General features: G+C 66.9%; 29 protein-coding genes and 2 pseudogenes. 13 read left to right on the top strand and 18 right to left on the bottom strand.

The window, feature by feature from the left end:
• Positions 1–15 precede the first annotated feature (15 nt).
• On the bottom strand, positions 16–1,008 hold the full coding sequence (locus CK206_RS14715; RefSeq protein WP_096906838.1) for a Fic family protein: 993 nt from the start codon (positions 1,006–1,008) through the stop codon (positions 16–18).
• 285 nt (positions 1,009–1,293) lie between these two features.
• Positions 1,294–2,259, bottom strand: coding sequence for an NADP-dependent oxidoreductase (locus CK206_RS14720; protein WP_096906839.1), 966 nt, complete (start codon positions 2,257–2,259; stop codon positions 1,294–1,296).
• Between the two features lie 375 nt (positions 2,260–2,634).
• Between CK206_RS14720 and CK206_RS14725 the strand changes: the two genes are divergently transcribed.
• Positions 2,635–3,012 carry a hypothetical protein gene (locus CK206_RS14725; protein ID WP_096906840.1) on the top strand — a complete coding sequence of 126 codons (378 nt, stop codon included), beginning with the start codon at positions 2,635–2,637 and terminating at the stop codon, positions 3,010–3,012.
• 78 nt (positions 3,013–3,090) lie between these two features.
• On the opposite strand, the gene CK206_RS14730 is transcribed toward CK206_RS14725, so the two are convergent.
• Both CK206_RS14730 and CK206_RS14735 read right to left on the bottom strand, forming a co-directional pair.
• Complete coding sequence (locus CK206_RS14730) at positions 3,091–3,648, bottom strand: hypothetical protein (protein WP_173674801.1); 558 nt, start codon at positions 3,646–3,648, stop codon at positions 3,091–3,093.
• 71 nt (positions 3,649–3,719) lie between these two features.
• A complete protein-coding gene (locus tag CK206_RS14735; RefSeq protein WP_254050611.1) occupies positions 3,720–4,487 on the bottom strand; it encodes a sulfite exporter TauE/SafE family protein in 768 nt (255 codons plus the stop codon).
• A 72-nt stretch (positions 4,488–4,559) separates the two neighbouring features.
• On the opposite strand from CK206_RS14735, the gene CK206_RS14740 reads away from it, so the two are divergent.
• Positions 4,560–5,675 (top strand): Ku protein, encoded by a 1,116-nt coding sequence (locus CK206_RS14740; protein ID WP_096906842.1) that lies wholly within the window; start codon positions 4,560–4,562, stop codon positions 5,673–5,675.
• Positions 5,676–6,320: 645 nt separating this feature from the next.
• Here the strand turns inward: CK206_RS14740 and CK206_RS14745 are convergent.
• The 3 genes and pseudogenes from CK206_RS14745 to CK206_RS14755 form a co-directional block, all read right to left on the bottom strand.
• Positions 6,321–6,746 (bottom strand): hypothetical protein, encoded by a 426-nt coding sequence (locus tag CK206_RS14745; RefSeq protein ID WP_096906843.1) that lies wholly within the window; start codon positions 6,744–6,746, stop codon positions 6,321–6,323.
• Positions 6,747–6,882: 136 nt separating this feature from the next.
• Positions 6,883–7,218 carry a hypothetical protein gene (locus tag CK206_RS14750; protein WP_096906844.1) on the bottom strand — a complete coding sequence of 112 codons (336 nt, stop codon included), beginning with the start codon at positions 7,216–7,218 and terminating at the stop codon, positions 6,883–6,885.
• 74 nt (positions 7,219–7,292) lie between these two features.
• A pseudogene (locus tag CK206_RS14755) lies at positions 7,293–7,641 on the bottom strand (GNAT family N-acetyltransferase).
• Positions 7,642–7,690: 49 nt separating this feature from the next.
• Between CK206_RS14755 and CK206_RS14760 the strand changes: the two are divergent.
• Positions 7,691–7,960: a hypothetical protein gene (locus CK206_RS14760; protein WP_096906845.1), complete on the top strand. Its 270-nt coding sequence runs from the start codon at positions 7,691–7,693 to the stop codon at positions 7,958–7,960.
• A 151-nt stretch (positions 7,961–8,111) separates the two neighbouring features.
• Here the strand turns inward: CK206_RS14760 and CK206_RS14765 are convergent, their stop codons facing one another.
• Complete coding sequence (locus tag CK206_RS14765) at positions 8,112–8,465, bottom strand: hypothetical protein (protein WP_096906846.1); 354 nt, start codon at positions 8,463–8,465, stop codon at positions 8,112–8,114.
• A gap of 216 nt (positions 8,466–8,681) precedes the next feature.
• Between CK206_RS14765 and CK206_RS14770 the strand changes: the two genes are divergently transcribed.
• The 4 genes from CK206_RS14770 to CK206_RS14785 all read left to right on the top strand — a co-directional run bounded on the left by CK206_RS14770 (position 8,682) and on the right by CK206_RS14785 (position 11,988).
• Positions 8,682–9,848: a glutathione-independent formaldehyde dehydrogenase gene (locus CK206_RS14770; protein WP_096906847.1), complete on the top strand. Its 1,167-nt coding sequence runs from the start codon at positions 8,682–8,684 to the stop codon at positions 9,846–9,848.
• 1 nt (position 9,849) lies between these two features.
• Positions 9,850–10,419 (top strand): type 1 glutamine amidotransferase domain-containing protein, encoded by a 570-nt coding sequence (locus CK206_RS14775; protein ID WP_096906848.1) that lies wholly within the window; start codon positions 9,850–9,852, stop codon positions 10,417–10,419.
• The gene (locus CK206_RS14780) at positions 10,416–10,718 is read left to right on the top strand and encodes a putative quinol monooxygenase (protein ID WP_061917455.1); all 303 of its coding nucleotides are present in this window, start codon (positions 10,416–10,418) and stop codon (positions 10,716–10,718) included. The genes CK206_RS14775 and CK206_RS14780 overlap by 4 nt, the downstream gene beginning before the upstream one ends.
• Positions 10,719–10,857: 139 nt before the next feature.
• Positions 10,858–11,988 carry an FAD-binding oxidoreductase gene (locus CK206_RS14785; RefSeq protein ID WP_173674802.1) on the top strand — a complete coding sequence of 377 codons (1,131 nt, stop codon included), beginning with the start codon at positions 10,858–10,860 and terminating at the stop codon, positions 11,986–11,988.
• A gap of 160 nt (positions 11,989–12,148) precedes the next feature.
• On the opposite strand, the gene CK206_RS20790 is transcribed toward CK206_RS14785, so the two are convergent.
• Both CK206_RS20790 and CK206_RS14795 read right to left on the bottom strand, forming a co-directional pair.
• Complete coding sequence (locus tag CK206_RS20790) at positions 12,149–12,607, bottom strand: molybdopterin-dependent oxidoreductase (protein WP_096906849.1); 459 nt, start codon at positions 12,605–12,607, stop codon at positions 12,149–12,151.
• Positions 12,570–13,052, bottom strand: a complete 483-nt coding sequence (locus tag CK206_RS14795) for a MaoC/PaaZ C-terminal domain-containing protein (RefSeq protein ID WP_096906850.1) — start codon at positions 13,050–13,052, stop codon at positions 12,570–12,572. Before CK206_RS14795 ends, CK206_RS20790 begins: the two co-directional genes overlap by 38 nt.
• A 131-nt stretch (positions 13,053–13,183) precedes the next feature.
• Between CK206_RS14795 and CK206_RS14800 the strand changes: the two genes are divergently transcribed.
• Together CK206_RS14800 and CK206_RS20465 are read left to right on the top strand one after the other, a co-directional pair.
• Entirely contained in the window at positions 13,184–13,996 is an 813-nt protein-coding gene (locus tag CK206_RS14800; RefSeq protein WP_096906851.1) for a helix-turn-helix domain-containing protein, read from the top strand.
• Between the two features lie 284 nt (positions 13,997–14,280).
• Entirely contained in the window at positions 14,281–14,439 is a 159-nt protein-coding gene (locus CK206_RS20465) for a hypothetical protein (RefSeq protein ID WP_254050612.1), read from the top strand.
• Positions 14,440–14,465: 26 nt separating this feature from the next.
• On the opposite strand, the gene CK206_RS14810 is transcribed toward CK206_RS20465, so the two are convergent.
• Positions 14,466–14,843, bottom strand: a complete 378-nt coding sequence (locus CK206_RS14810) for a PH domain-containing protein (protein WP_096906852.1) — start codon at positions 14,841–14,843, stop codon at positions 14,466–14,468.
• A gap of 119 nt (positions 14,844–14,962) precedes the next feature.
• Here CK206_RS14810 and CK206_RS14815 point away from each other — a divergent pair, with 119 nt between their 5' ends.
• Positions 14,963–15,457, top strand: coding sequence for an acyl-CoA dehydrogenase family protein (locus tag CK206_RS14815; RefSeq protein ID WP_096906853.1), 495 nt, complete (start codon positions 14,963–14,965; stop codon positions 15,455–15,457).
• A 2-nt stretch (positions 15,458–15,459) separates the two neighbouring features.
• On the opposite strand, the gene CK206_RS14820 is transcribed toward CK206_RS14815, so the two are convergent.
• Positions 15,460–16,344, bottom strand: a complete 885-nt coding sequence (locus tag CK206_RS14820; protein ID WP_096906854.1) for an alpha/beta fold hydrolase — start codon at positions 16,342–16,344, stop codon at positions 15,460–15,462.
• Positions 16,345–16,855: 511 nt separating this feature from the next.
• The gene (locus CK206_RS14825; protein ID WP_254050613.1) at positions 16,856–17,440 is read right to left on the bottom strand and encodes a YdcF family protein; all 585 of its coding nucleotides are present in this window, start codon (positions 17,438–17,440) and stop codon (positions 16,856–16,858) included.
• A 61-nt stretch (positions 17,441–17,501) separates the two neighbouring features.
• On the opposite strand from CK206_RS14825, the pseudogene CK206_RS14830 reads away from it, so the two are divergent.
• Positions 17,502–18,518: pseudogene (locus tag CK206_RS14830) on the top strand (Ku protein); the annotation flags it as partial.
• A 185-nt stretch (positions 18,519–18,703) separates the two neighbouring features.
• On the opposite strand, the gene CK206_RS19655 reads toward CK206_RS14830, so the two are convergent.
• Entirely contained in the window at positions 18,704–19,441 is a 738-nt protein-coding gene (locus CK206_RS19655; protein WP_143337744.1) for a hypothetical protein, read from the bottom strand.
• Positions 19,442–19,573: 132 nt separating this feature from the next.
• Here CK206_RS19655 and CK206_RS14840 point away from each other — a divergent pair, with 132 nt between their 5' ends.
• Entirely contained in the window at positions 19,574–20,983 is a 1,410-nt protein-coding gene (locus tag CK206_RS14840; RefSeq protein WP_069389547.1) for an IS1380 family transposase, read from the top strand.
• 119 nt (positions 20,984–21,102) lie between these two features.
• Here the strand turns inward: CK206_RS14840 and CK206_RS14845 are convergent, their stop codons facing one another.
• Entirely contained in the window at positions 21,103–22,455 is a 1,353-nt protein-coding gene (locus CK206_RS14845; protein ID WP_096906856.1) for a P-loop NTPase fold protein, read from the bottom strand.
• Between the two features lie 397 nt (positions 22,456–22,852).
• Here CK206_RS14845 and CK206_RS14850 point away from each other — a divergent pair, with 397 nt between their 5' ends.
• A complete protein-coding gene (locus CK206_RS14850) occupies positions 22,853–24,124 on the top strand; it encodes a M20 family metallopeptidase (protein WP_096906857.1) in 1,272 nt (423 codons plus the stop codon).
• A gap of 295 nt (positions 24,125–24,419) precedes the next feature.
• Here the strand turns inward: CK206_RS14850 and CK206_RS14855 are convergent, their stop codons facing one another.
• From CK206_RS14855 to CK206_RS14865, 3 genes are all read right to left on the bottom strand, one after another.
• Positions 24,420–24,977 carry a hypothetical protein gene (locus CK206_RS14855; RefSeq protein ID WP_096906858.1) on the bottom strand — a complete coding sequence of 186 codons (558 nt, stop codon included), beginning with the start codon at positions 24,975–24,977 and terminating at the stop codon, positions 24,420–24,422.
• 46 nt (positions 24,978–25,023) lie between these two features.
• Positions 25,024–25,359 carry a hypothetical protein gene (locus tag CK206_RS14860; RefSeq protein ID WP_096907494.1) on the bottom strand — a complete coding sequence of 112 codons (336 nt, stop codon included), beginning with the start codon at positions 25,357–25,359 and terminating at the stop codon, positions 25,024–25,026.
• Positions 25,360–25,792: 433 nt separating this feature from the next.
• Positions 25,793–26,050, bottom strand: a complete 258-nt coding sequence (locus CK206_RS14865; RefSeq protein WP_216824140.1) for a hypothetical protein — start codon at positions 26,048–26,050, stop codon at positions 25,793–25,795.
• Positions 26,051–26,144 lie beyond the last annotated feature (94 nt).

Below are 26,144 nucleotides of genomic sequence, written 5' to 3' on the forward strand. Positions count from 1 at the left end.
TGTCGGGGCTCGGTGTCATTGCCGCTTGTAGCGACTCGTCAGGTAGTCCTCGACCCACTTGGCACTGGAACGCCATTGTCCGTCGGCCCCTCTGGTCGCCTGCAAAGTTCCTCGGTTGGCGGCGGTTCGTAGGGCGCTGGCCGACACCTCGGGTGTCGCGAGTGCAGCGAGCGGGACGATCCGCGCGGGCCCGGCGATTGCTGGAACGATGAATTTGTAGAGGTTGTCCAGGATTGCTCTGGCAATGAATTCCCCCAGAGCCCCACAATCGCCGCCGTCGGCCCGTTGCAACGCCCGCAGGTAACGCGACCTGTCGTTCTTGTAGATGATCGCGGGCGGGTAGCCCAGCCGAACAAGCATCAGGTTGAGGACCAGGCGGCCCGTCCGCCCGTTTCCGTCCAGGAAGGGGTGGATGTATTCGAAATCGCGATGGAGTGAGGCGATATCCTCAGCGAACGTGGGGGTGCGGGGTTCGAGTGCGCTTACCCGCTCGAGCCAGCTGTCGATCTCGGCGGGCACCATAGGCCAGCTCGGTGGCTTCATCCCGCCCGGAAAAGTGGCGATTTCGTGCTGCCGGAACGAGCCGGGCCCCTCTGCCGGGGTCGCCTCGGGGTGCGGCTCGACATCCCGCACTGGCTGCATGACCCGGTGGTGGATGTTGCGGATTTCCGTCAGTGTTATGGCCCGCTCGGGGTCGAAGCTCTCTGGTTGAATTCCCTGCTTGTACACCCATTCCGAGGCATCGGCGTACCCGCGGACCTCCATGTACTCCCGCAATTGCTTCCCTCCGACGGCTCGTCCCTCTTTCAGCAGTTGCTCGACCTCGCGGCCAATGAGCGTGTTGCCTTCGATCGCCGTCGAATGATGGGCCTCCTCTGTCCAGATGTCGGTCCAGATGTCCGCTGCCTCGGCGGGACTCGGTAGACCCCCAAGACGCTGCCAGAGTTCGGCGATCTGGGTGTCGAGGCGGGTGTAGATGTCTGAACGCGATGGTCGGCCTCGTGCCATGTCGCTCCAATGTGTACGCGTGGGAAGAAGTAATCGAACCGTTCGACTTGGTGGTGAAATTGCTGGTGGGCGTTCGCAAAGTGTACGGTACGAATTTTTTCCGGGGAGCGTACAGCTATGGTGAGGCAAGCAGGCTTCGCACTCCGCTGAGGGGCTCGGCGGTGTTGCTGACCGATCGGAGCTGTTGGCGCTGCCGGTGAGAGGTCGGCGGGAGAACGGTACGACTGACGACGCCGGCCCGCGACCGAAACCGGCTCGCGACGGGCCCACGCTGCGCCCCCACCATCACCGCGTGAAGTCGATAACCAACCGCCCCCGCGTCCCGCCGGCCTCGAGTCGCTCGTGCGCCCGCCACGCGTCCTCGGGCGCGTAGCTGTCCGCGACACGGAGGGTGACGACGCCGTCTTCCGCCAACTGCCGCAGCTCGGCGAGCTTGTCCTGCTCCTCGGCCATATCGGCCACGCTCACGGCGCGGACCTTGAGGTCGCGGCTGCCGTCGCCCTGGTACCACCGCACCGTCGCGACCCCGCCACCGGTCTTGACCGCGGGGAGTACGGCGGCGTCCTGCACGGCTCCGTCGAAGAGGCCGTCGACGCCGTCGGGGTAGAGCTCGAGGATGCGGTCGGCGACGCCGTCGCCGCGCCGCACGATTTGGTCGGCGCCGAGGGACCGGACCAGCTTCTCGTCCGCCTCAGATGCGTCGGCAACAACGACGAGGCCGGCATGCTTGGCCAGCTGCACTACGTATCCACCGGTCGATCCAGCCGCTCCGGTGACCGCGAGCACCTCACCGGGCTTCAACCCCAGCAGGTCGAGAGCGCGCCGGGCGGTGAGCCCGTTCATCGGGAGGGTCGACGCGGCGACGTCGTCGGCATCGCGGGGCGCGGCGGCGACCGACTGCGCGGGCAGGACGATGTCCTCGCGGTACGCACCGTGCTCGTCGCGGGGGACCACGATCCCCATGACCCGGTCGCCGACCGAGAGGGAGGTCTGCGCGTTCTCGCCGATCTCAACGAGAGTTCCCGCGATGTCCATGCCCGGGACGTCTGCAGCTCCGCGTGGGGTTCCGGTCTTCGAGCGAGAACCGTTGCGCGTGTAGGTGTCGGTGGGGTTGACGGTGGCGGCCGTGACGCGGACGCGAACCTCGGTCGGCCCGAGTTCCTGGGCGGGGACGTCGACGACCTGCAGGGCGTCTGGGCCCCCGTAGGTCGTCACTCCGACGGCGCGGACGGTGCTGGTTGAGACGGTCATTGTTCCTCTTTCCCGCGGGACCCGTGAGTCTGGACGGCTCCGCTGGATTGGTGGTACGAGCGACTGTTTCCCCGCCGAGTAACCACGTGCCCATCTAGAACATTCCGGCCAACCCCCGAGGTCTCAGCAGTAGCGCCAACTGATCGGGGCGGTAGCGCCGCCTGGCACGTCGGCGTGGGGTGGTGTGGCTATGTGACGACGACGACGAGCCGCGCCCTCTGCAGGCTGACTTCTCGGGGCAGGTGTGGCGCAAGGACCGCGAACGACTCTTGGCCGAGTGTCAGCGAGCGCTCTCGGCGCCCTGACGCAGGGCGGGCATTTATGGGACATTGGTGGGACAAGAGAAGCGCGTCATCTTAGTGGGGAGCTACGGAAATGGCCACGGACACCAATGCAGGCGCTCGGTCGAGCGCGGCGCACCGCAGCGCTGTGACTGGGTCGACTCAGGACATCGCCCGCTTCCTGATCGATCACCTCGGCTCTGCGCTGACAGCGCACATCGCCGGGGTCGACCGGCGCACCGTCAACCGCTGGGCCGAGGGGGCTGCAGCTCGCGCATCAGGAGAGGCGAATCTGCGAGTCGCGTTCCAGGTTTTCCAGCTGATTCAAACTGTCGATGCACCGCAAACGGTGCGCGCGTGGTTCATGGGTATGAACCCGCAGCTCGACGACGTCTCACCGGCGGAGGCGCTCGCAGAAGGTCAGCACCGCGAGGTCATGGCCGCGGCCCGAGCGTTCGTGGCCGGTGGTTGAGAGTGAGAGCCCCGAGGGTGACGACGACGGCAACCGGTCGCCCCACCGTCGCTGACACCCGCGTGGCCGTCCCGCCGCTCAGGCGTGGCTACTGATGAGGTCGTCCATCGACCGCCCCGATTGCTTCGACCACAGGCTGAACACCGCGCTGGTCATGGCGGCGGCCGCGTAGAGGGCGGAGGCCAGCCCGTGCTCGCCGATCGCGGTGCGCATGCCGGAGGTTGCGTCGCAGTCGAGCAGGACCGCGTCGCACAGGCCGGCCATGCCGTCCGGGGCGTCAGGAAGCCGTGCGCTGTCGCGGACTGTGGCGATCACGGCGGCGGGCAGATCCGGTGCCACCGACTGGGCGAGCTGGCCGAAGCGGGAGGCCACGGTCAGGGCGTCGGGGATCGGCGGGGGAGAGGTATCGGCGGTCAGCTCCAGGGCCTCGAGGAGCTCGCCGGCGGCCGAGGTGTCGCCCCGTTCGTGGGCGTAGAGAACGGCCCGGACCTGCGCGACGGCGGCTTTGTGGCGCTGCTGCGCGCGTTCCATGCCGGCCTGGAGGTCGGCGACGGTCGCGGTCTGTAGGTCGACGCCTTCTCGGACCAGGAGCGGGGCGAATCGTTCATACTGTGCGCGCTGTTCCGGGGATGCCATGGCCCCATTGTGTCTCCTCGGCGCGAACAGGCCCGCGGCGCGTCGGCCGTCACGGCGAGGTCCGCCCCCGTTCAGAGGACCCCGGCCAACCCCCCGATCCCTCGCCCGAGGAGGGTGAGAGCCCCGAGGGTGACGACGACGACGGCGACCCGTCGCCCCACCGTCGCGGACACCCGCGTGGCCACCATGCCGCCCAGGAGAATGCCGATCGGAACCATCGCCACGACGAGCCCGATCACGCCGATCGGCGGCAATCCGGAGATCGGCGCGGCGCCGAGGCCGACCTTGGTGATGACGGAGGTCGCGCCCATGGTGAAGAAGATCGGCTGCAGGGTGGCGGCGAAGGACCGCTGGTTCCAGCCTGTCGCCTGCGCGTAGACGAGCATCGCGGGCGCGGCCACGCCCACCGCGGTGTTGAGGAATCCTCCGGCCGTCCCAGCGACTGCAGCCGGCCACCGGCCGCCCACCGGCGGGATGCGCACGAGTGCTGTGAAGACGAGGGTGCCCAGCAGAACCGCGCCGATCACCACCTCGAGCCAGCTGCGGTCGGCAGCGCCCACGAGGAGGGCGCCGGGCACGGACCCCACGACGATCAGCGGCGCGAGGCTCACGTACCGCCGCCAGTCGATGTCGCGCCACAGCGTGATCGCGATGAGGGCCGCGGAGACGGTGGTCGTGATGTTGGTCAGCAGCACTCCGGCGACGGGCCCCAGCAGCAGCGCCAACGTCGGAGAGACCACGAGCCCGACCCCCATCCCGCTGACCCGCTGCAGGACCGTCCCAAGGATGACGGACGCCGCCGCTACCAGCAGGAGGAGGGGACCGACGTCGGCGGGCATGGACCACAGCATTCCAGGTGCGCCTGCCTGCGACCGGCGGCGCCACACGTCCCGATATCGCATACTCATCCCATGCGATCCATCTGGAAGGGCGAGGTCTCCTTTGGTCTGGTGAACGTGCCGGTCAAGGTGTATTCGGCGACGGAGGACCATGATCTGCACGCGCGGCAGGTCGATAAGAAGGACGGCGTCCGCATCCGCTACAAGAAGGTCCGCGACGACAACGGCGAGGAGGTCGAGTTCTCCGACATCGCCAAGGCGTACGAGTCCGAAGAGGGCGAGATGGTCATCCTCACCAAGGACGACCTGGCCAGCCTGCCGGTGGAGCAGAACCACGAGATCGAGGTGACGGAGTTCGTCCCGGCGGATCAGGTGGATCCGGTGGCGTTCGACAACGCGTACTTCCTCGAGCCGGCGTCGCGCTCCAACCGGGCGTACGTGCTGATGCGCGAGGCGCTGGAGTCGACGGACCGGCTGGCGATCTGCACGTTCACGCTGCGTAACCGGACCCGTCTGTGCGCGCTGCGGGTGTACAAAGACATCCTCATGCTGCAGACGTTGCTGTGGCCGGATGAGATCCGCCCGGCGATTCTGGAGGGCCTGGACAAGGAGGCGAAGGTCCGACCGCAGGAGGTCAAGATGGCGGCGTCGCTGATCGAGACGATGGCGGCGGATTTCGAGCCGGAGAAGTACGAGGACGACTACCAGCTGCAGCTCAAGGAGCTCATCGAGGCCAAGGCCGCCGGGGGAGAGGCGTTCACGGTCGAGGAGCGCGAGGAGGCCTCGGATGACGATGGCGACGACGAGGTCGCCGACCTCCTGGCCGCCCTGCGCGCGAGTGTGAAGGACCGCGGCGGCAAGGCCGACGCGGAATCGGACGACGACGGCGACGACAAGAACAGCGACGACGACGAGGACTCCGGCTCCGCCAAGAAGACCGCCAGCAAGAAGAGCGGAAGCGGCTCGGCGAAGAAGACCCCGGCCAAGAAGACGGCGGCGAAGAAGACTCCCGCAAAGAAGGCCGCGGCGAGGAAGTCGACTGCCAAGAAGTCGACGTCCTCCAAGTCGGACTCCGGCAGCTCCGGCTCGGGCACGGCGAAGAAGTCGACAGCCTCAAAGTCCACCGCGAAAAAGGCCCCGGCTAAGAAGTCGACGGCCCGCAAGACGCCGGCCAAGAAGTCGGCCTGACCGCGCCCACCGTGTAGCAGTCCCATCGCGCGGTCACACCTGCCCACGTTTTCCCAGGACGCATCGCCGGAACTGCTGCGTTTGCGCCCACTCGGTGAGCTTCGGACCGGTGCACCTCGCTGCTCGTGAGGAGCAAGCTGGTCGCCATGGCCACCCCCTCCAACCCCGCCGACCGTCGGCTCGGTCGATCCCGCCCGCTATCGAGACGCGGTCGCCCGCGGGGCGGTGAGTCAGGAGATCCCGGCCAACCACTCGCCGCACTTCGCCGGAGGAGGAGCCGACGCTACTCACGGCCACGCGCCCAGGTGGTGGCGGTGCTGGCCTACCTGGGCGCGGAGCGCCGGGGCGTATAGAGAACGACGACAACGACGACGAGCGCACCGGCTCCGCCAGTGAGGCCGCCAGCACGGTGAGCGCGAGCAGCTCGGCCGGAAGAACATCGGCCGGAAGTGCCGCAGCGACGAAGGCGCCCGCCAAAATGGCCGTGGCAAAGCAGGGCGAAGAAGTTGCACTTGCGGGGACCGCCGAGTGGTCACACCCGCTCAAGTTCTCGCAGGTAGAAAGGTTTGAAGAGCTGCCTTTGTGACCACTCGGTGAGCTGCGCGGGTCATGCGGTACCGGGAACGGGCCGCTCGCGCCCGCCCCTCAGGCGTGCGCGGCGATGACCTCAGCCATCGAGTCCCCGGTGTGTGCGGCCCACCGGCTGAAGACCGCCGCTGTCATGGCCGCGGCGGCGTAGAGCGCGGACGCCGGCCCGTGCTTGCGGACCACGGTGCGGATGCCGGTGGCGGCGTCGCAGTCGAGCAGCACCGCCTCGCACAGCTCGGCCATGCCCTCCGGAGCGTCAGCCACACGTGCCCGGTCCCGGACCGCGCCGGCGGCCGAGATGTCGGCGCGGGCGTGGGCGTCCAGGACAGCGCGGACCCGGGCGACCGCGGCGGCGTGGCGCTGCTTGGCGCGCTCCATCCCGGCGTCGAGGTCAGCGACGGACGCGGTCCACACATCGACGCCCTCGCGGGCGAGGAGAGGGGCGAGGAGCTCGAACTGTGCGCGCTGTTCCGGGGATGCCATGCACCCATTGTCTCCGGTCGCGCTGCCGGGGCGTGCCCGGCCGCCCCCGCCTGCCCGATCGGCCGCCGCTGCGCGCGGTGGCCCCGGCTGGCCGGCCCCGGCCGCCCGGCGAAACCCGCCGGCGCCGACCACCCGGCTAACCCGCCTCGCGCCGCCTCACGTTGGCGAGGACCCGGGCCACGCCGGCCAGGAAGTCCCGGCTGCGCCGCGCGGCCTGCTGCTCGAGGAGCAGCAGATCCAGTGCCCGGATCACCGCGGCCAGATCGGCGCCGGCGGCCAACCGATCCAGAGCCACCGCCGCCGCGACCGCCTGCCCCTCATGGAATGCCAGGTCCGGCAGCACCGCCTCGACGGCCCGGGACAGCTCGCCTGCGGGCCGATCGTCGAACGCCGTGCTCACGAAGACGCGGTACTGCTCGAATCGGTCCCGGGCGGCGTCGAGCTCCTGGCGTAGGTTCGCGGTCGGAGACATGGTCGCCAAGCCTACGACGACGACGAGGTCACCCCGCCTTCACGGTCCCGCGGTCGCCGCGACTGCGCGCGCGGTTACACCCCGAACGCCGCGGGATAGCGGATGACGCCGCCCGGGACAGCAGGGGAGTCGTCGAGGGGCAGGGCCATCAACGCCTCGTCGGGGACGTCGAACGACGCGCGGATGCCGAAGCCGGAGGGCGGGCTCGTCCCCGACGTGGCAGCGGGTGAGCAGCGCGTGGCCCACCGGACGTCCGTCGGTGGTTGCGGCGATCATCGACAGCCCGTCGATCCACGCGGCAGGGTCAGCGCGGAGGGCGTCGACGATGTCGGCCTCGGCGGCGGTGGGAAAGGCGCGCAGAATGATGTCGCGGATCGCGGGGATGTCCGCGTCGGTCTCTGCGCGGGTGGTCCAGGTGGTCATGCGCTCTTTCGATCCGGGGTCAGCCCGAGTCGACAGACACGAGCTCGGTGTGACCGTGGGTCTCCAGGCGGAGGAGGCCCTCGTCGTCGTCGACTGGTACGGCTATTCCTACCTTGTCGGTGGCGGTGCCTCCGGGGTACAGCTCGCCGTTCAGGGCGTGGGGGACGACGGCGAGGTGGTCGTATCACTGGATGACCGTGCCGTCCTCGGTCACGTACGAGACGCCGATGAGGGTAGTGGTGCCCAGCTCGTCGCCGACGTAGGTGGCGGTGAGGTCGACCAGGTCCCACCGGCCGCCGGCGGGCTAGCCCGGGGCTAACCACCCCGGATAGGCCCAGCGTGCGCATCGCACGGTCCACCGCGCCCGGACTCGCTGTGGCCAGCCCGGCCCGGCGTACCTCGGCGAGCATCTTGCGATGCCCGTACAGCCCGGCTGGCTGCATCCTCCGGCGTCCCTGCGCATCAGGCTTTTACACCAGCTGCCGGACGACGTCCTCCACTTCGGCGTCGCTGACGACCCGGGCCGCTACCGCCCGCCGGGGGAGGTCCACATCCGATGGGTGCGAGCGGCGATCTGCAGACCTGCTTTGCGCAGACCACGGCAAATCGACTCGGGCCCCGTGCCCCTCGGCTCTCATCTGCTCGATGAACTCGCAGATCACCGGTTGCGGGGGGTCGAGCTCCCCCGCAAAGAAGATCGAGGCCCGGCGCATGATCTCCAGGTCCTCGGTCAGTCGCCGGTTCTCGGCCTTGAGTCGCTTAATCTCGGCGGCCTCGTCGGTGCTGACGCCGGGGCGTGCGCCGGCGTCGATGTCGGCCTGCACCGCCCACCTCCGCACGGTCTCTTTGCCCAATCCCAGACGGCGGCCCACTTCACACTGTGAGTCTTGGGGTAGCTGGTCGGGGGCGGCCGCGGTGGTGGCGTCTGTTGGGCGGCGTGAGGCATAGCCTGTTGGCCTCCATTCGGTTGACGCGGCATCGTCCCCGTGTGAGTGTGAGGAAGTCAGAGGTTTGCCAAGCACAACCATTGGAGACTCGCCATGAAGGCTGTCGTCTATCAGGGGCCCAGAGATGTCGCGGTCACGGATGTTCCGGACGCGAAGATCGAACGTCCCACCGATGTGCTGGTCAAGGTGACATCGACCAATATTTGCGGCTCGGACCTGCACATGTATGAGGGCCGGACCTCCTTCGAGCAGGGCCGCACGTTCGGCCACGAGAACATGGGGGAGGTGGTGGAAGTCGGTAAGGGCGTGGAGAAGGTCAAGGTGGGCGACCGGGTCGTGCTGCCTTTCAACATTTCGTGCGGGTTCTGCAAGAACTGCGAGCGCGGTCTCACGAATTACTGCCTGACCACGCAGCCTGACCCGTCGGCCGCCGGTGCGGCATACGGATTTGCGGACATGGGCTCGTACGGCGGAGGCCAAGCGGAGCTGCTCCGGGTCCCCTTCGGCGACCACAACGCGCTGCGCCTGGGTGAGGATGCGCAGGAGAAGGAGAACGACTACGTCATGCTCTCCGACATCTTCCCCACCGGTTACCACGCCACCGAGATGGCCGGCGTGATCCCGGGCGACAGCGTCGTGATCGCCGGGGCCGGACCGGTGGGGCTGATGGCTGCCCTGTCCGCGACGATCAAGGGGGCTGCGAAGGTCATGGTGGTCGATCGCCACCCCGACCGGCTCGCGCTGGCCGAGCAGATCGGAGCAATCGCCATCGACGACTCCAAGACCGACCCGGTGCAGGCGGTGCTGGACGAGACGATGGGGCTCGGAGCCGACCGTGGCTGCGAGTGCGTGGGCTATCAGGCCCATGATCCTCAGGGCAACGAAGACACGGCTGCCACCTTGAACATGCTCATCAACGCGGTGCGCTTCACCGGCGGGATCGGCACCGTCGGCGTGTTCGTCCCCCAGGATCCAGGCGCCAAGGACGACTTGGCCAAGCAGGGCAAGGCGGCCATCGACTTCGGCACCCACTGGTTCAAGGGGCAGACCATGGGCAACGGTCAAGCCCCGGTCAAGAAGTACAACCGTCGGCTCCGCGACCTCATCGCGGCTGACAAGGCGAAGCCGTCCTGGATCGTCTCCCACGAGATCTCGCTGGAAGAGGCCGCCGACGCCTACAGGAACTTCGACGCCAGGTCCGAGGGCTGGACCAAGGTCGTCATCAAGCCAGGTATGTCCAGCGGAAAGAAGGCGAACTGACGTGGCAGCAGATCTGCAGGGCAGGCGAGTCGCGATCCTCGCCGCGGACGGGGTCGAACGCGTCGAGCTCGAGCAACCCCGCGAGGCACTGGACCGGGCCGGCGCGCAGACAGAGATCCTCTCGGTCGGCGAGGGCGAGATCCAGGCCCGCGATAACGATCTGGATCCGGCGGGGACGTTCAGCGTCGACGGGCTGGTGGCCGAGGCCTCGGTGGCCGACTACGACACCTTGGTGCTTCCGGGCGGGACGGTGAACCCCGACAAGCTCCGGGTCGAACAAGACGCTGTCGCCTTCGTCCGCGACTTCGTCGAGAGCGGTAAGCCAGTGGCGGCGATCTGTCACGGGCCTTGGACGTTGATCGAGGCCGGTGTGGTCACTGGTCGCACCCTGACGTCCTTCCCGAGCATCCGCACGGACCTGCGCAACGCCGGCGCGAACGTCGTCGACCAGGGGGTCGTGGTCGACAAGAATCTCATCACCAGCCGCTCGCCCGACGATCTGTCGGCGTTCTGCGACGCGCTCGTGTCCCAACTCGCGGGCACCACGACAAAGGAAGAGGAGACATCATGAGTGTGACCAAGGGATTGCTGGTCAGGTTCGACGCGTTGCCCGGCAAGGAGGACGAGGTGAAGGACTTCCTCGACAGCGGCCGTGCGCTTGTCGAGGGAGAGCAGGCCACCACCGCGTGGTTCGCGATCCGCCTCGGGCCGACCTCGTTCGGAATCTTCGACGTCTTTCCGGACGACGCCGGACGTGACGCCCACCTGTCCGGACCCGTGGCGGAAGCGCTCGGCGAAAACACCGGCACGTTGTTCTCCGAACCCACGATCGAGAAGCTCGACGTCCTGGCTTCCAAGCTCCCCGCCTGACACCACGGATTCGGAGCACGAGACCCGAGCGGAGGGGTCGCTGCGCGGCGTCAGCGAGCTGACACAGCCCGCCCATGACGCGGCAGCGGCCCCTTCTCTTGCGGCCTATCGCCCATCCCCAACAGATCGAGGAACCGCGATGACAGGAACTGACGACGACGTTGCCCCGACGCGTTCACCCGAGGTAGCAGTGATCGGGGGCGGAATCGTCGGTCTGTCAACGGCGTACGCGCTGCGGGAGCAGGGCGTGCCGGTGCGCTTGTACGAGGCCGGTCTGCCCGGAACGGGTCAGTCCGCGGGCGAGTCGCGGATCTTCCGGCATGCCCACGACGACCCGCGGCTCGTCGCTTTCGCGCGCGAAAGCCGCGGCGTATGGGATGAGTGGGCCGAACACTTCGACGTCGAGCTGGTCTCATCAGACGGTGTCGTAGCGATCGGCGAGAGCGCCCTGGCGCGGCTGCGGGTGCTCGACCAGGTCGGCGGCGTGGAAGCGCACGAGATCGATGCAGCCGAGCTCGCCCAGCGAATGCCGCTGCTCGCTGGGTACTCGGGGCCAGCGGTGCTCGACGAGTCGGGCGGCGCGATCCGCACCCGCACCGCGATCACGGCACTCGCGGGTGCCCTCGCAGATGCCGTCACCACCGCAGAGGTCATCTCCATCGATCCCCGCGCCGATGGGACGGTCGAGGTGCGCAGCGTCACCGACCGGGCTGTCTACTCCAAGGTGGTCGTGTGCGCCGGCCGCGAAACCGCCCGCCTGGCCCGCAGCGTCGGCCTGTCGCTGCCGGTTCGCCTTGCCGCACACGTCCGGCTGACCTTCGACGTGAAAGCCGCCGCCCCGGCACGAGTCGCGTGCCTGCAGGACAGCAGCGGCGTCTTCGGCGAAGTCGGCGTGTACGCGACGCCGCTACCGGGCAACAGCAGTTATTCGGTCGGACTCAGCGAAACCGTCGGCGTCCGCGACGACGGAACGTTCATCGACCCTGCGGCGATTCGATCGCTGGACGAACGCGCGCGCGAATACGTGACACGGGCGCTGCCCGGTCTCCACCCAGAGCCGCGCGACTTTCTTCACTGCTGGGTGACCGACCTCCCATGGAGCGAGGACGGCGTGGCCGTGTGGGAGGCAGGCTCTGTCATTTTTGTGGCCGGTCACAATCTGTTCAAGCAGGCACCTGCGCTGGGTCGCGCTCTTGCCCGGGCTGCGACCGGCGGCGGTCTCGCCGCCGACCTCACGCCCGCCGCTCGCCTCGGCGAAGCCCTGCGATAGTTCGCCTGACTCCAGAACGGACGCATGGGGTGTCTTCATCGTGAGGATCGGTGCGCGGAGGTGCCGCAGCGGGATCCGTTCGCGGTGCGACCCGGCGCGGGATGCTGAAACCGCGTCGCAGTGCGGGGTGCGGACCTAGCCGTCAGGTTGCCTGTTGCGCTCATCGGGCGACACCGCGTGCACGGTGATGCGGGGGCGGGCGTTGTTGACGGACCCCTTGGGGTTCCCCAGCGCGGCTTCGTCCTCTGGCTGTGTGGCGGCCGAGGTGTCCCATGCGCGAAAAATGGTCGTTCAACAACTCGGCCGGCTCCCAGGTCACTCCACGGTCCAGCGAGACGTCGACGCGAGAGACCGACCGCTCGCCGCCGGAGAAGGCGTAACCGCGGATCTCCAACGGCCCCGGGGCGACCCTGGCACCGTCGGCCGGGGACACCACGTCGGAATTCAGGGCCACCAGGCCCAGGGGCATCCCGATCCCGGGCGCAGGTGACTGGTCTTCGCGCAGCAGCCGATAAACCACGTCTTGGAAGTAGCCGGCCCAGGGAGTGCTGCGGACCGCGATCCCCTCGAGCCACTTGACGCTACGTGCGCCAATGTAGCCCGGGACGACCACGCGCACCGGCGCTGCGGAGCGGGAGTACGGAATGGTTGGTCAGCTCGAGAACGGTCTCGCCGCTGGTGTCGGCGAGTTCTGCGGTTATGGTGACTTTTGCATCGCCGCGTTCGGGTCGTGGAGTCATCTCTTGCACTGTCAGGTGTCCGATCAACGTGGTGTCCGGCCGCACCGGCCGACGGAACTGAATCTCGAAACCGCGTCCCACCCCTCCCGTGAAACGGGACCAGAAGGCGGGCACGGCCAAGCGCTGGTAGATCGCCAAGGTGTGTAGCCCACTGGCGATGACGCCACCGAGCGGGGTTGTCGCGGCCGCGGTCGGGTCGGTGTGGATGAACACCGGATCCCACTGGCGCGCGTAGGTGACGATCTCCTCCTCAGTGATGGTGTAGCTCCCGAGTGGGATCAGTTGGCCGGGTTCGAGATCGTCCGCGTAGTAGATGTCGGTCATGTCGCCCTCCCACGAAGTCGGACTATCGGCGGTTCCGATCGTCCGGACTCCACTTTGAACTCAGCCGAGTCGTGGCGTCGATTACCTGGGAGGTCATGGAACCGGGTCGTTCACTGGGACAGACTTGTCCCATGACGACGAACACCGGCACCGCTGCCTCCGTTTCTGTCGGCGCACTGCTCCGGCAATGGCGCATGCATCGGCGAGTGAGCCAGCTCGAGTTGTCCAACGAGGCCGCCATCTCCACTCGTCACCTCAGTTTTGTGGAGACCGGGCGGTCCCAACCCAGCCGGGACATGGTGCTTCGGATAGCGGAGCACCTCGAAGTCCCCTTGCGGGACCGCAATCAACTGTTGATGGCCGCCGGCTTCGCGCCGCGCTACTCCGAGAATGACCTGGATTCTCCCGGAATGGCATCGGCTCGGACTGCGGTGCGCGAGATTCTCGCAGCCCACGAGCCGTACCCGGCCCTGGCGGTGGACCGGATGTGGAATGTGATCGAGACCAACGCTGCGGTCGGTGTCCTCACCCAGGTCGTCTCCCCGGATCTACTCGCTGAGCGACCACTGAACGCTCTGCGCATGACGCTGCATCCGGAGGGTATGGCACCTCACATCGCCAACCTCTCTCAGTGGCGCGCATTCGTGCTCGGCGGACTTCGTCGGAGTGCGCTGGCGTTCGCTGACACCGAGATGCTCTCGCTACACGATGAGCTGGCCGCCTACCCCCACCACGGTTCCGACGACCGACAGCCGACCGACACCGATGCGAATCCCGTGTATGTTCCGCTGCTCGTACAGGTCGGCGATGCGCGTCTGTCGTTCCTGGCGATGATGGCAACGTTCGGAACCGCTCTGGATGTCACCTTGTCCGAACTGGTCATTGAAACGTTCCTTCCCGCTGACGCCGCCACCGCCGCTTACCTGGCGCGTCACGGGGTATGAGCTAGAGCTCCCACTTCACGGGCTGGGAGATGACGTCGGCCAGGTAGCGGCGGTAGTGCCGGGCGGAGCGCTCGCGAACACCTCCATCGCGGCCTCGGCCGCGTCCGGATCACGGGGATTTCGAGGCGGAGAAGTACGAGGAGGACTACCAGCTCCAGCTCAAGGAGCTCATCGAGGCCAAGGCGGCCGGGGGAGAGGCGTTCACGGTCGAGGAGCGCGAGGAGGCGAGCGACGACGACGGTGACGACGAGGTCGCCGACCTGCTTGCCGCCCTGCGGGCGGGTGTGAAGCACCGCGGCGGCAACGCAGACGACAACGACGACGACGACGACGAGGGCTCCGGCTCCGGGAAGAAGTCGTCGGCCAAGAAGAGCAGCTCGAGCTCGGCGATGAAGACCCCGGTCAAGAAGACGGCGTCGAAGAAGGCTCCGACCAAGAAGTAGGCCTAGCTACAACGTCTAGCGACGGGCTACCCGTTCAGGACGACATGCGCGATGAGGTGGTCTAGCTTTCGGATGTCGACTCCCCGGTTCAGGTTGATCTTGATGTGGCCGGCCCGTGTCCACAGTTCGAGCTCGGAGTTGAAGTCGAGCATCCTCCCCGCGTTCTCGGACGACCACATGTTGATCGCGTTGTACGGCAGGGAGTAGATCTCGACCTTCTTGCCTGTCAGTCCCTGTGCGTCCCGCACGATGAGGCGCTTGGTGGTGAAGATCGCCGAGTCGCGGAATGTCTTGTACGCGGCGATCGGCTGCTCACCCTGAACGAGCAGAGGCCCGATATCTTCTGGAATCGGGCACTCTGCGACGAAGGTCCAGGCGGCGATATTGGCGACAGCAGAGGTCACGGTAGGTCCGTTCTGTTCTAGGTGGGATCGTGTGCAAGAGATCAACCTTCTCGCGATAGTAGGCACGGAACCGGGTTATCCGAGAGGCTATTCGCGGGACTCGACCGGGATAAGCCGCGGTGCGCCGCATCTCGGGGACGGATGTCGCGTCGCGTCTCGAGGGGGTGCGCTCGCGCATCCTCATCGCGCTGGCCGCGGAGCAGGTGGGCCTCGCGCGGAGGTGCCTGGAGATGGCGGTGGAGTATGCCGGGACGCGTCAGCAGTTCGGGCGGACGATCGGCTCCTTCCAGGGCATCAAGCACAAGCTCGTGGACCTGCTCGTCGCGATCGAGCTGGCCGAGGCCACCGTGCTGGACGCCTCGGGCGGCGCCGAGCAGGGTTCTGACGGGCCGAGCGCGGCGGAGGTGGCCGACCTCGCCGCGTCGTCCCGGGTGCTGGCCTCGCGGGCGGCGATGACGGCGGCGGAGGAGGCGATCCAGGTGCACGGGGGGATCGGGTTCACCTGGGAGCATCCGCTGCATCACTACTTCCGGCGGGCGAAGGCCGATCAGCTGCTGTTCGGCGACGAGTACCCGTATGTCCAGGCGGTCGGGGAGTCGCTCACTGCGCGGTGACGTCAGCTCCACTTCTCCACGAATGCCAGGGTGGCGGTATTGGCGGTGTCGGGATCGGAGGCCGTGAGGAAGTGCTGTCCGCCGTCGACGATCTGGAGTTCGGCGGAGGGGGAGGTGGTGCACCGCGTGATGCCGTCCTCGGCGTTGGCCACTGAGTACACCTGGTCGGCCGTGCCCTGGAGCCACAGGACCGGGCAGGTGACGCCGTCGAGCCGGGCTTCGAGGCCGTCTCGGTCGCGGAGGTTGATGCTGGCGGTGCGCAGGCGGTGCCGGCCGTCGTCGCCGCGATAGTTGGTGCGGTAGGTCTCCAGCCAGAATTGCTTCTCCGCGTCGGAGACGTTCTCGCCGAGGCCGGCGGCGAGGACGCCCAGGACGAAGTCGTCGTCGACCACCCAGTCGTCGCCGACGGGGGCCGCGAGTGCGTCGATCGCGGGGCTGCAGAAGTCGGAGCCGTCCCAGCAGCCGCGGTCCATGCTGGCCTGGCTCTCGTAGTCCATCGAGGTCCCGACCACGACGATGCCGCGGATTGCGTCGGGGTCGAGCAGCGCCATCCGGGTGACGATCCAGCCGCCCTGCGAGGTGCCCAGGGCGAATGTGGTGTCGATGCCCAGTGCGTCGAGGACCTGGAGGTTGGCGATCGCGCTGTCCCAGTAGGTGAAGTGCCGGTATCGCGAACGGGTGGCGCCGTGCCCGTACGGCTCGATCGCCAGCAGGTTCATCCGCGAACCGAGCGTGTCGTCGGCGAACTGCGGTCGGTACAGCTCGACGGAGGTGGTGAACGAATTGGACATCACCAGGGTGGGCAGGGAGGGGTCGTAGTCGCGGCCGAACCGGTAGCCGATGGTCGAGCCGCCCAGGTGCGGGATGTCGATGGTCTGCGTGGTCATGGTGGTCCTTCGTGAGGGGATACGGAGGTGTTGGTTGACCATAGGACGCGATCGACTCGCGCTGCCGATGAATCAACAGGTTGGCCGGGCCCGTCTGTGCGCGCTGCGGGAGGCGGAGGCCCGCCCTGACGGGCCTTGAGTCGTTAGGCGTGCATACAAACTTGACAGTTGTGTAGTAGCCACTCTGCGGATATTGTCGCTGGCAGTCGGTGGCGTAGCCTTATCCCCCCTCGAGGTGTCGCCGGCTCCGCAACGGTGCGGACTACGCTGACCTCGTTTGGTCGCGATCCTTCATCGTGCGCGACAGAGTCGCCGGCGGCTGCGGGCTCCCCCTCCGCGGCCCCGGCGACTCAATCGTCTTGAGCTCGTTAGGCACTCGGTGCCTACCCGGTGGCGTTTGATAATCGGCTGGGAAACCAGCGCCCACGGAGGCATGCCACCTTTCAGCTTTCTGCCGCGCGCGCCGTCGGTCCACCACTCCCGGCGGCGTCGTACCGCGACGCACGCACTCTCAACAGGCCGGCGTGATGAACGCCTTGAGGTAGCCACCCGTCTCGTGCAGCAGGGCGTCCTTTCTCGATTTGGATAACGGCCGGGGCGTGTCGGTTACGTAGACGGGTCCGTCGAAGCACTGCTCGAAGTACATTCGCACCCGCGACACGTGGCCCCAATAGGTGACCACCAGCAGCGAGCTGTACTCGCGCTCGCGGGCGATGCGGATGGCGGCGGTGGTCTCACCCTCGGTGGTGTCCACGTCGGGGGCAAAGCACTCAACATTGATCCGACGACCGTCGCGGGCGGTCACCGGGGTGGAGGCGCAGTAGGACTCGATTGCGGCGGCGTAGCGTCCGGTGCCGCTCGGCGGCTGGGAGACGAGGATGTGGTCGGCCACGCCCCCTTCGGCGAGGCTGCGGGCGTAGACGTAGCGGTCGTCACTTGCGCCAGCGACCACCACGATCGCGTCGACGCGTTCTGGCGAGTCGACCTGGGGAAAGAGCACGGCTCGCGTGGCGGTCAGTCCCGTGACCAGCAGCCCCGCCACCAGGACAAGGGCGAGCACCACGATGCTGCGGCGGCGTCGGGAGCGTGGTCTCACGGATACAGGCTACGGAGGCCTTCTTAACCGGGGGCACCGGCGCCCGGCTGCCCCGAGCCCCCGTCTGTCGCATACTCCCGACGGCGTGCGCATCCGCTACAAGAAGGTGCGGGACGACAACGGCGAGGAGGTCGAGTTCTCGGACATCGCCAAGGCGTATGAGTCCGAGGACGGCGAGATGGTCATCCTCACCAAGGAGGACCTGGCGAGCCTGCCGGTGGAGCAGTCCCACGAGATCGAGGTGACGGAGTTCGTCCCGGCGGATCAGGTGGATCCGGTGGCCTTTGACAGCGCCTATTTCCTGGAGCCGGCATCGCGGTCCAACCGGGCGTACGTGCTGATGCGGGAGGCCCTGCAGCAGACGGACCGGCTGGCGATCTGCACGTTCACGCTGCGTAACCGCACGCGCCTCTGCGCCCTGCGGGTGTACAAGGACGTGCTCATGCTGCAGACGCTGCTGTGGCCCGATGAGATCCGCCCGGCGATCCTGGAGGGGTTGGACAAGGAAGCGAAGGTCCGGCCGCAGGAGGTCAAGATGGCGGCGTCGCTCATCGAGACCATGGCGGCGGACTTCGAGCCGGAGAAGTACGAGGACGACTACCAGAATCAGCTCAAGGAGCTCATCGAGGCCAAGGCGGCCGGCGGTGAGGCGTTCACGGTGGAGGAGAAGGGCACCTCAGGCGACGATGACGGTGACGACGAGGTGGCCGATCTCCTCGCGGCCCTGCGGGCGAGCGTGAAGGACCGGGGCGGTAAGGCCGACGACGCCGACGACCAGGACGACGACGAGGACGACGACGACGAGGACTCCGGCTCCGCCAAGAAGACCGCCAGTAAGAAGAGCGGAAGTGGCTCGGCAAAGAAGGCACCGGCCAAGAAGACTGCGGCGAAGAAGGCGCCCGCCAAAAAGGCCGCGGCCAAGAAGTCGACTGCCAAGAAGTCGACGTCCTCCAAGTCGGACTCCGGCAGCTCCAGCTCGGGCACGGCGAAGAAGTCGACAGCCTCAAAATCCACGGCCAAGAAGGCGCCCGCGAAAAAGTCGACGGCCCGCAAGACACCCGCCAAGAAGTCGGCCTAAGCTGGCCATGCTCGACGAATCTATTCGATGGCAATGCCAGCGCTGTACAAGCGCTCTTGCGCACGCTGCGGTGTCGATTCTACTGGGCCTTGATGCAGTGAAACGGATAGTTAGTCAACGACAGTTGCCCCTAAGGAGCTAGGCTGAATCATCAGCCATATTGCGCACTATGTAATGGACCGCGACTAGTCGTTGCCCTGACCAAAGGTCGGGGGCCGCCAGCCGGAAAGGTACTTTTCGACAAGCTCGATCGTCGCGTCCGAACCATCAGTATCCGCGTCGCGAGCGGTATCGATAACCTTCTGAATGGTCTCTTCGTCCCCGTATATATCCATGAGAATGTCCCAGGATAGTGTCGGTACGCGACGCACGGCCCTGTCGCCGAATCCTTGTTTGCGAATCTCCGAGGTGAAGGCGCGAAACACTGCTAGATGGAGCTCCGGTGCAGCGCCTACGGGAACCCTGAAGACAGGGTCGTTAGCGTAGTGCTTCGGTGCCAGCAATACACTTGCCAGGTCGTATTCTCTCTCTAGATGCTCCAACGAGGCCCCTCGAAGTTTTGCGAGGAACTGCATCTGCAATTTCTGTGCGACCTCTTCCGGAACTAGTTTGTGGCCCGCTCCTTCTAGGTGGCCAATGAGGTCGATTAGTTCCCGCTCCGCGCTAAGAGATTCTAGATCAGGGAGAATATTCTCGACGGCTCGCTGAGTTCGTTCGGGCCCGTCGTATTGGCGAAGCATGCGTAGGGCGACCCGGGACACCAGGAAGCTTGACCCGATAGAGAGCAATCCCTGTTCGGGCTCGGGGAGCCTCGGGATAAAATTCAATAATGTCGCTATAGCGTCATCGAGGCCGTCTATGGGGAATTCACCTTCGAAGTCCTCTAGGGCGGAAATTAGATCGCGTAGACGCGTCGGTTCCAAGGCGCCTAAACCTGGATCCACCGATGAGATGAACTTCTAGCGCGGTGTGGGAACGCGAGAATGCCCTTCTGAACTGGCAAGATACGACTTGCTTAAGGTCCGTATCGCCAATTCAAGAAGGGCATCCCGCAGATGCAACTATCTCACACTCTGCCCGTAAGCTTCGCGACGTTCGATGAGCCCAACCTCGTGTCGGGCGCCGGCCTCGTGCCGCTGATGAAACTCGCCGACCGGGCGGGCCTGCACCGGCTCGGTGACGAGCATCTGAGCGTGCCCACCGACAAGGGCTCCAACGGTGGAGTGAAACTGGCCTCGCTCGTGGCCGGGATGGCCGCAGGCGCGGATAGCATCGACGACATGGCCCTGCTGCGCCACGGGGCGATGGGCACACTCTTCGACCGCCCGTACGCCCCTTCGACGCTGGGATCGTTCCTGCGGCAGTTCACCTTCGGCCACGTCCGCCAAACCGATGCGATCGCCTCGCGGTTCGTGCGCGCACTGGCCGAACACACCGGACTGCTCGGTCATGAGTCGGACACCGGGACGGTGATGGTCGATATCGACGACACGATCGTGGAGGTCTACGGACACGCCAAGCAGGGCGCCTCGTTCGGCTACTCCGGGGTACGTGGCCTGAACGCGCTGCTGGCCACGGTCTCCACCGAGCAGGCTGCTCCGGTGATCGCCGCTCAACGGCTGCGCAAGGGCTCTGCCGGGTCCCCGCGAGGGGCTGCCCGGCTGGCCACCGACACGCTGGCACTGATCCGCCGCACCCACCTTCACGGCCGTGACGTGCTGGTCCGAGGCGATTCGGCGTTCTACTCCCACAGCATGGTCACCGCCTGCCTGGCCGCCGGAGCCGAGGTCTCGGTCACCGTACGCATGGACCCGGCGGTCAAACGTGCCATCGCCACCATCGACGACGACGCGTGGACCACGATCAACTACACCGACGCGATCTTCGACGAACACACCAACCGTTGGATCTCCCGCGCCGAAGTCGCCGAGGTCGACTTCACCGCATTCACCTCGAAGCCCAAGAACGACCAGGTGCCGGGTCGGCTCGTGGTGCGCCGTATCCCCGACCTGAATCCCAAGGCTGCAAGTGGGCAGGCGAGCCTGTTCGATACCTGGCGGTTCCATGCGTTCTTCACCACTACATCCGTAGAGCAGTACGACACAGTGGCGGCCGACAAGACCCACCGCGCACACGCGATCATCGAGAACGTCCACGCTGACCTGAAAGCCTCCGCGCTGGCGCACCTGCCCTCGGGCGTGTTCAACGCCAACGCCGCCTGGCTGACCTGCGCCGTCATGGCGTTCAACCTCACCCGCGCCGCCGCCACCCTGACCACAAGCTCGAGCCTGGCACGCGCGACGACCGCGACGATCCGCCGCAAACTCATCAACATCCCGGCCCGGATCGCCTCCTCAGCCCGGCGGCTCCGACTCCATCTACCCGAAAGCTGGCCATGGCAAACAGCCTGGCAGGCGCTCTACGACACCGTCTTCTCCCCGCGCCGGCCCAACGTGCCGATCTGACTCCCAACTCCAGCACCTACGACCAGGAACCAAAGTGGAAAGCCGGGCAGACCGGCGGACCTCACACGCCCTCCATACGGTCACGACCCACGACCATGCCAGCGACCGCCCCGGCTACTTCATCGGTGAATTGAGGCTAAAACCTCGCGTAAGGAGGCTGGGTCCCTCACGAGGTCAACTGCACGCTCTGCGTCGTTAAAGGCGCTGAGGCCGGCGGGCATAATTCGAGCGAGGTAGTGTGCCAGTATGTCCGCGTTAGCTACCCTCCGTTCTTTAAGCCAGACCCTCCGCCACTCGGGTCCGTAGCTGCTATTTTCGAAGTGACGGACAGAGGCAGGGAAGAGTCGGCGCAGGGCGGCTCGAACGACGTCTCGCTTGTCCTCGTTCAAGCTTAGTAGCTCATTTATTTGCGCCTTGAAAGCAGGATTCTCCTGGTTTGCACCGAAGTGGGGAGCGGGCGAGGTGAGTGCCATCTGAGCTCGAGCCATGGCAGCGAACGTGTCGGGCAAGAATATGCGCAACGCCTCAAGTGCTAATATATCGCCCAGGTCGACCTGATGCTGGAGGGCGCTTACCGCGGCAGGGATTGATGCGGCGTAGCGCTTGGCGTCCCGCATATTCCTGATGAGCGGGGATATTATCTCAGCAAGAGTGTCGGGCCACCGAGTCTCGTCGAAGTGCTCGAAATTTGCGACATCTTTTAAGCTCTGATTTAGCGCGTCGACTAGCTGCTCGAGTAGGATATGGTGCGGGACGACAGGTACGTCCCAAACGGTCTGGATAATTTTCTCCAGGTAGCTTCGGCCGGGCATGCCCTCCTCGCAAAGTGCGGCTTCGACTCTGTCGCGATCAAACGCGAGCAGGTAAATAATGTTGGGAAAACTTGCGGTTAGTCGAACTAGGCGGAAAATGTCTTGGACTTCGCGACGGCTAAGTCGGTCGATGTCATCAATTAGAACCAGTATGGGCGAGGCGTTTCCGTCTAGCGCATTGGAGAGCTTCGTCCTCTGCTCATGAACGCTGTCCTTGCGATTGCTCTGTAGCGATTTGGCCACGCCGGCTAGTGTCTTGATTCGGCCAGCCCACGGCCCGATAACTGGTATCCAAGTGAGCGGTGTCAGTAACTGGCTGTACCTGTCAATTTGATCTGCCAGGTTGCTGTACCTCGCGGGATTTTTTAGGCGAAGCTGGGCGGAGAGCTCTTTGAAGAAAGAATCGATCAGGCTCTCGGTGCCGGCAAACAGCCATGGATTGAATTCCACGACTGGGATAGCGGGCTCTTGCTGCAGCTTTTCGACGATTAGATTGCCGAGCGAGGTCTTTCCTGACCCCCAAGGGCCAAGTAAGCCAAAGACGTAGCCTTGCGAGCTGTCAATGCTGCGGATGCTCTGCGCCACGTCTGCTGCGAATTGCTCGCGATCGAGCCGATCGTCCGCGGCAGTCTTGATCGCCTGATCTCCGATCGAGGGCATATGTGCAGGATACGCATAGCCACGATTCGGCAGGCGCTAAGTGGGTCGGAAAAGTCTGGATAGTTGACGACTTGGTCGGCCCCTCCGTACTTGGTTCCGCCGAACGTGCTACCAGCTGGCGGCCAGGCCCAACATGTAGCTCCGTGATCGGATCGGCGAGGACGCCAACGTAATTCGCACGTGTGCCAAATCGGGCCACCGCTATTAGTAGCTTATGGCAGATGCGGTCGGCGGCTAGCACCTTGGAACTAAGTAGTCTCGTGCCGAGTTGTTGTTCACCTGCCTGACGTCGAGTTGACGTACGGTCTGAGGGTAGGGCGAAGGGGTTGGTTACGATCACACTCGACTCGACCGCGATGGCGTGGGCAGTAGGAAATCGCACGCGAAGGCTCGCCTGATGGTGGGCTCCTCGTTCGCGACGGAAGCCACTGTGTCGGACGCCCTCCCGTGGCTCCGCGACCTCTACCGCCACTTCCACCGTCACCCGGAGCTCAGCATGGCCGAACACGCGACGGCGGACCGGATCGAGCAGGAGCTCACCGCGCTGGGCCTGGCGCCCCACCGCATCGGCGGGACGGGCGTCGTGGCGGTCCTCAGCAACCCGGCCCCCGCTGGGGCCGGGGCCAGCAGCGACGGCCCCACCGTCCTCGCCCGCGCCGACATTGACGCGCTGCCCCTCCAGGAGGACACCGGCCTGGAGTACTCCTCCCAGGCGCCGGGCGTCATGCACGCGTGCGGGCACGATGCGCACGCGACCGCGCTGCTGGGCGCCGCCCGCGTCCTGGCCGAGAACCGCCAAGCCTGGTCCGGCACCTACATCGCGGTGTTCCAGCCGGGGGAGGAGACGGCCGCAGGCGCACGCGCGATGGTCGACGACGGCCTGCTTGAGCGGGTCCCGCGGCCGGATGTCGCGCTGAGCCAGCACGTAATGCCCACGGCGGCGGGCACGATCGGCACGGTGGCGGGCCCGGTCCTCTCGGCCGGCGACTCGCTGAAAATCACGATCCACGGCCGGGGCGCGCACGGGTCGATGCCGCACACGGCGGTGGACCCGGTGGTGTTGGCGTCGTCGATCGCCCTGCGCCTGCAGACCGTCGTCTCGCGCGAGGTGGAGCCGGGGGAGTTCGCGGTGCTGACGGTCGGCTCGCTCACGGCGGGCGCTAAGGCCAACATCATCCCGGACTCGGCGGAGCTGCGGCTCAACATCCGCACCTACGATCCGGCGGTGCGCGAGCAGGTGATCTCCGCGATCGAGCGCATCGTCCGCGGAGAGTGCGCTGCTGCCGGCGCACCGGCCGACCCGGAGTTCCACTACTACGACCAGTACCCGCTCACCCGCAACGACCCCGAGGTCACGGACACGGTCACCGCGGCCTTCGTCGAGCACTTCGGCCCGCGCGCGGTGTACGAGGCGAGCCGGGTCACGGCGTCGGAGGACTTCTCGCTCATCCCGGACGCGTTCGGGGTGCCGTACACGTACTGGACCGTCGGTTCGGTGGATCCCGCCCGCTACCGGGACGCGGTCGCTCGCGGTGCGGTGAGCCAGGAAATCCCGGCCAACCACTCGCCGCACTTCGCCCCCGAGGAGGCGCCGACGCTGCTCACCGCGACGCGCGCCCAGGTGGTGGCGGCGCTGGCCTACCTGGGCGCCGAGCGCGGGTCCGTGTAGGAAACGACGACAACGACGACGACGAGAACTCCGGCTCCGCCAGTTAGGCCGCCAGCACGATGAGCGCGAGCAGCTAGGCAGGGAAGACACCGGCCGGAAGTGCCGCAGCGACGAAGGCGCCCGCCAAAATGGCCGTGGCAAGGGAGGGCGAAGAAGTTGGACTTGTGGGGACCACCGAGTGGTCACACCCGCTCAAGTTCTCGCAGGACGAGCGGTCCGAAAAGCTGCCTTCGCGACCACTCGGTGAACTGCGCGGGTCATGCGGCACCGGGGACGGGCCGCTCGCGTCCGCGGCTCAGGCGTGCGCGCTGATGAGCTCGTCCATGGAGTCGCCGGTGTGCGCGGCCCACAGGCTGAAGACCGCGGCGGTCATCGCCGCGGCGGCATAGAGGGCGGACGCCGGCCCGTGCTCGCGGAGCACGGTGCGGATGCCGGTGGCGGCGTCGCAGTCGAGCAGCACCGCCTCGCACAGCTCGGCCATGCCCTCCGGAGCGTCATCCAGCCGGGCCCGGTCCCGGACCGCGCCGATGACGTCCGCCGGTAGCTGCGGCGCCAGTGTCTGGGCGAGCTGGGCGAAGCGCGTCGCCACGGTCAACGCGTCGGGGATCGGCGGGGGAGTGGTCTCGGCGGTCAGCTCCAGCTCCTCGAGGAGCGCGCCGGCGGCGGAGACGTCGTCGCGGGCGTGGGCGTCCAGGACAGCGCGGACCCGGGCGACCGCAGCAGCGTGGCGCTGCTTGGCGCGCTCCATCCCGGCGTCGAGGTCAGCGACGGACGCGGTCCACACATCGACGCCCTCGCGGGCCAGGAGAGGGGCGAGGAGCTCGAACTGGGCGCGCTGATCCGGGGATGCCATGCACCCATTGTCTCCGGCGCCCTCGCCGGTGCGCGCGCGGCCGCGGTTAACCCGCCTCGCGCCGCCTCACGTTGGCGAGAACCCGGGCCACGCCGGCCAGGAAGTCCCGGCTGCGCCGCGCGGCCTGCTGCTCGAGGAGCAACAAGTCCAGCGCCCGGATCACCGCGGCCAGATCGGCGCCGGCGCCCAACCGATCCAGAGCCACCGCCGCCGCGACCGCCTGCCCCTCATGGAACGCCAGATCCGGCAGCACCGCCTCGACGGCCCGGGACAGCTCGCCCGCGGGCCGATCGTCGAACGCCGCGCTCACGGAGACGCGGTACTGCTCGAACCGGTCCCGGGCGGCGTCGAGCTCCTGGCGTAGGTTCGCGGTCGCAGACATGGTCGACAAGCCTACGAGGACGAGGTCAAGCCTCCCTCCCGGTCCCGCGGTCGCCGCGATTGCGCGCGCGGTCACGTCCGAATGCCGCGGGGTAGCGGATGACACCGTCCGGGACGGCGGAGGCGCCGCCGAGCGACACCGCTGGTCGCTGTCCGTGTCTCGGATCGTCCTACGATTGGACGATGACACACTTAGCCTTCCTCCGTATAACTGACGCTTGTGAACCGGCGCGGCCGTTCCTATAGTGGGCCTCGTTGGCGAAACATGATCCCCCCCTCATGTCGCCGACCCCGCCGCGTCGCGCGGAACACGCGGACCATTCCCGGTCGCGACCCGCGCGTCGTGCGATGGAATCGCCGGCGGTCGCTGACCCCCCTTCCGCGGCCGCTGGCGGTTCACTCCGCTGGAGCGCCGAGCGCCGGGCCGCAGAAGGTCAGCGATTGACGAGCTTGAAGAAGGTGCTGCCCTCTCCGCTGGCCTTCTTCTCCTGGTACAGCAGGGCGAGCCCCTGCGAGTCGAACTTCTCGAACCACTCGTCCCAGCTGATCTGCTCGAGGGACTCGTCGCCGGCGCCGCCGGGGAAGTCGAAGCGCAGGACGCCGGGGTCGTCGCCCTTGCGCGACCGTGGCGGAGTACGACGGCTGTCGCGGTCCCGCTGGTCGGGCGCGAGACGATCACGGAGTCGGCCCACGCCCACTCGGCGAGCTGGCGGGCGTAAACGGAGCAGTGGTCGTTCACCCCGGCCACCCTAATCTCTCGACACGCGCGGAGGCGTCGGCGTCGGG

The organism is Dietzia sp. WMMA184 (assembly GCF_002441635.1).
GTDB lineage: Bacteria > Actinomycetota > Actinomycetes > Mycobacteriales > Mycobacteriaceae > Dietzia > Dietzia kunjamensis.

Excerpts from the sequence above, each read along its gene's own strand:
- CK206_RS14715 (WP_096906838.1), bottom strand. The coding sequence starts at position 1,008 with ATGGCACGAGGCCGACCATCGCGTTCAGACATCTACACCCGCCTCGAC.
- CK206_RS14720 (WP_096906839.1), bottom strand. The coding sequence starts at position 2,259 with ATGACCGTCTCAACCAGCACCGTCCGCGCCGTCGGAGTGACGACCTAC.
- CK206_RS14725 (WP_096906840.1), top strand. The coding sequence starts at position 2,635 with ATGGCCACGGACACCAATGCAGGCGCTCGGTCGAGCGCGGCGCACCGC.
- CK206_RS14730 (WP_173674801.1), bottom strand. The coding sequence starts at position 3,648 with ATGGCATCCCCGGAACAGCGCGCACAGTATGAACGATTCGCCCCGCTC.
- CK206_RS14735 (WP_254050611.1), bottom strand. The coding sequence starts at position 4,487 with ATGCCCGCCGACGTCGGTCCCCTCCTCCTGCTGGTAGCGGCGGCGTCC.
- CK206_RS14740 (WP_096906842.1), top strand. The coding sequence starts at position 4,560 with ATGCGATCCATCTGGAAGGGCGAGGTCTCCTTTGGTCTGGTGAACGTG.
- CK206_RS14745 (WP_096906843.1), bottom strand. The coding sequence starts at position 6,746 with ATGGCATCCCCGGAACAGCGCGCACAGTTCGAGCTCCTCGCCCCTCTC.
- CK206_RS14750 (WP_096906844.1), bottom strand. The coding sequence starts at position 7,218 with ATGTCTCCGACCGCGAACCTACGCCAGGAGCTCGACGCCGCCCGGGAC.
- CK206_RS14770 (WP_096906847.1), top strand. The coding sequence starts at position 8,682 with ATGAAGGCTGTCGTCTATCAGGGGCCCAGAGATGTCGCGGTCACGGAT.
- CK206_RS14780 (WP_061917455.1), top strand. The coding sequence starts at position 10,416 with ATGAGTGTGACCAAGGGATTGCTGGTCAGGTTCGACGCGTTGCCCGGC.
- CK206_RS14785 (WP_173674802.1), top strand. The coding sequence starts at position 10,858 with ATGACAGGAACTGACGACGACGTTGCCCCGACGCGTTCACCCGAGGTA.
- CK206_RS14795 (WP_096906850.1), bottom strand. The coding sequence starts at position 13,052 with ATGACCGACATCTACTACGCGGACGATCTCGAACCCGGCCAACTGATC.
- CK206_RS14800 (WP_096906851.1), top strand. The coding sequence starts at position 13,184 with ATGACGACGAACACCGGCACCGCTGCCTCCGTTTCTGTCGGCGCACTG.
- CK206_RS14820 (WP_096906854.1), bottom strand. The coding sequence starts at position 16,344 with ATGACCACGCAGACCATCGACATCCCGCACCTGGGCGGCTCGACCATC.
- CK206_RS14840 (WP_069389547.1), top strand. The coding sequence starts at position 19,574 with ATGCAACTATCTCACACTCTGCCCGTAAGCTTCGCGACGTTCGATGAG.
- CK206_RS14845 (WP_096906856.1), bottom strand. The coding sequence starts at position 22,455 with ATGCCCTCGATCGGAGATCAGGCGATCAAGACTGCCGCGGACGATCGG.
- CK206_RS14850 (WP_096906857.1), top strand. The coding sequence starts at position 22,853 with ATGGTGGGCTCCTCGTTCGCGACGGAAGCCACTGTGTCGGACGCCCTC.
- CK206_RS14855 (WP_096906858.1), bottom strand. The coding sequence starts at position 24,977 with ATGGCATCCCCGGATCAGCGCGCCCAGTTCGAGCTCCTCGCCCCTCTC.
- CK206_RS14860 (WP_096907494.1), bottom strand. The coding sequence starts at position 25,359 with ATGTCTGCGACCGCGAACCTACGCCAGGAGCTCGACGCCGCCCGGGAC.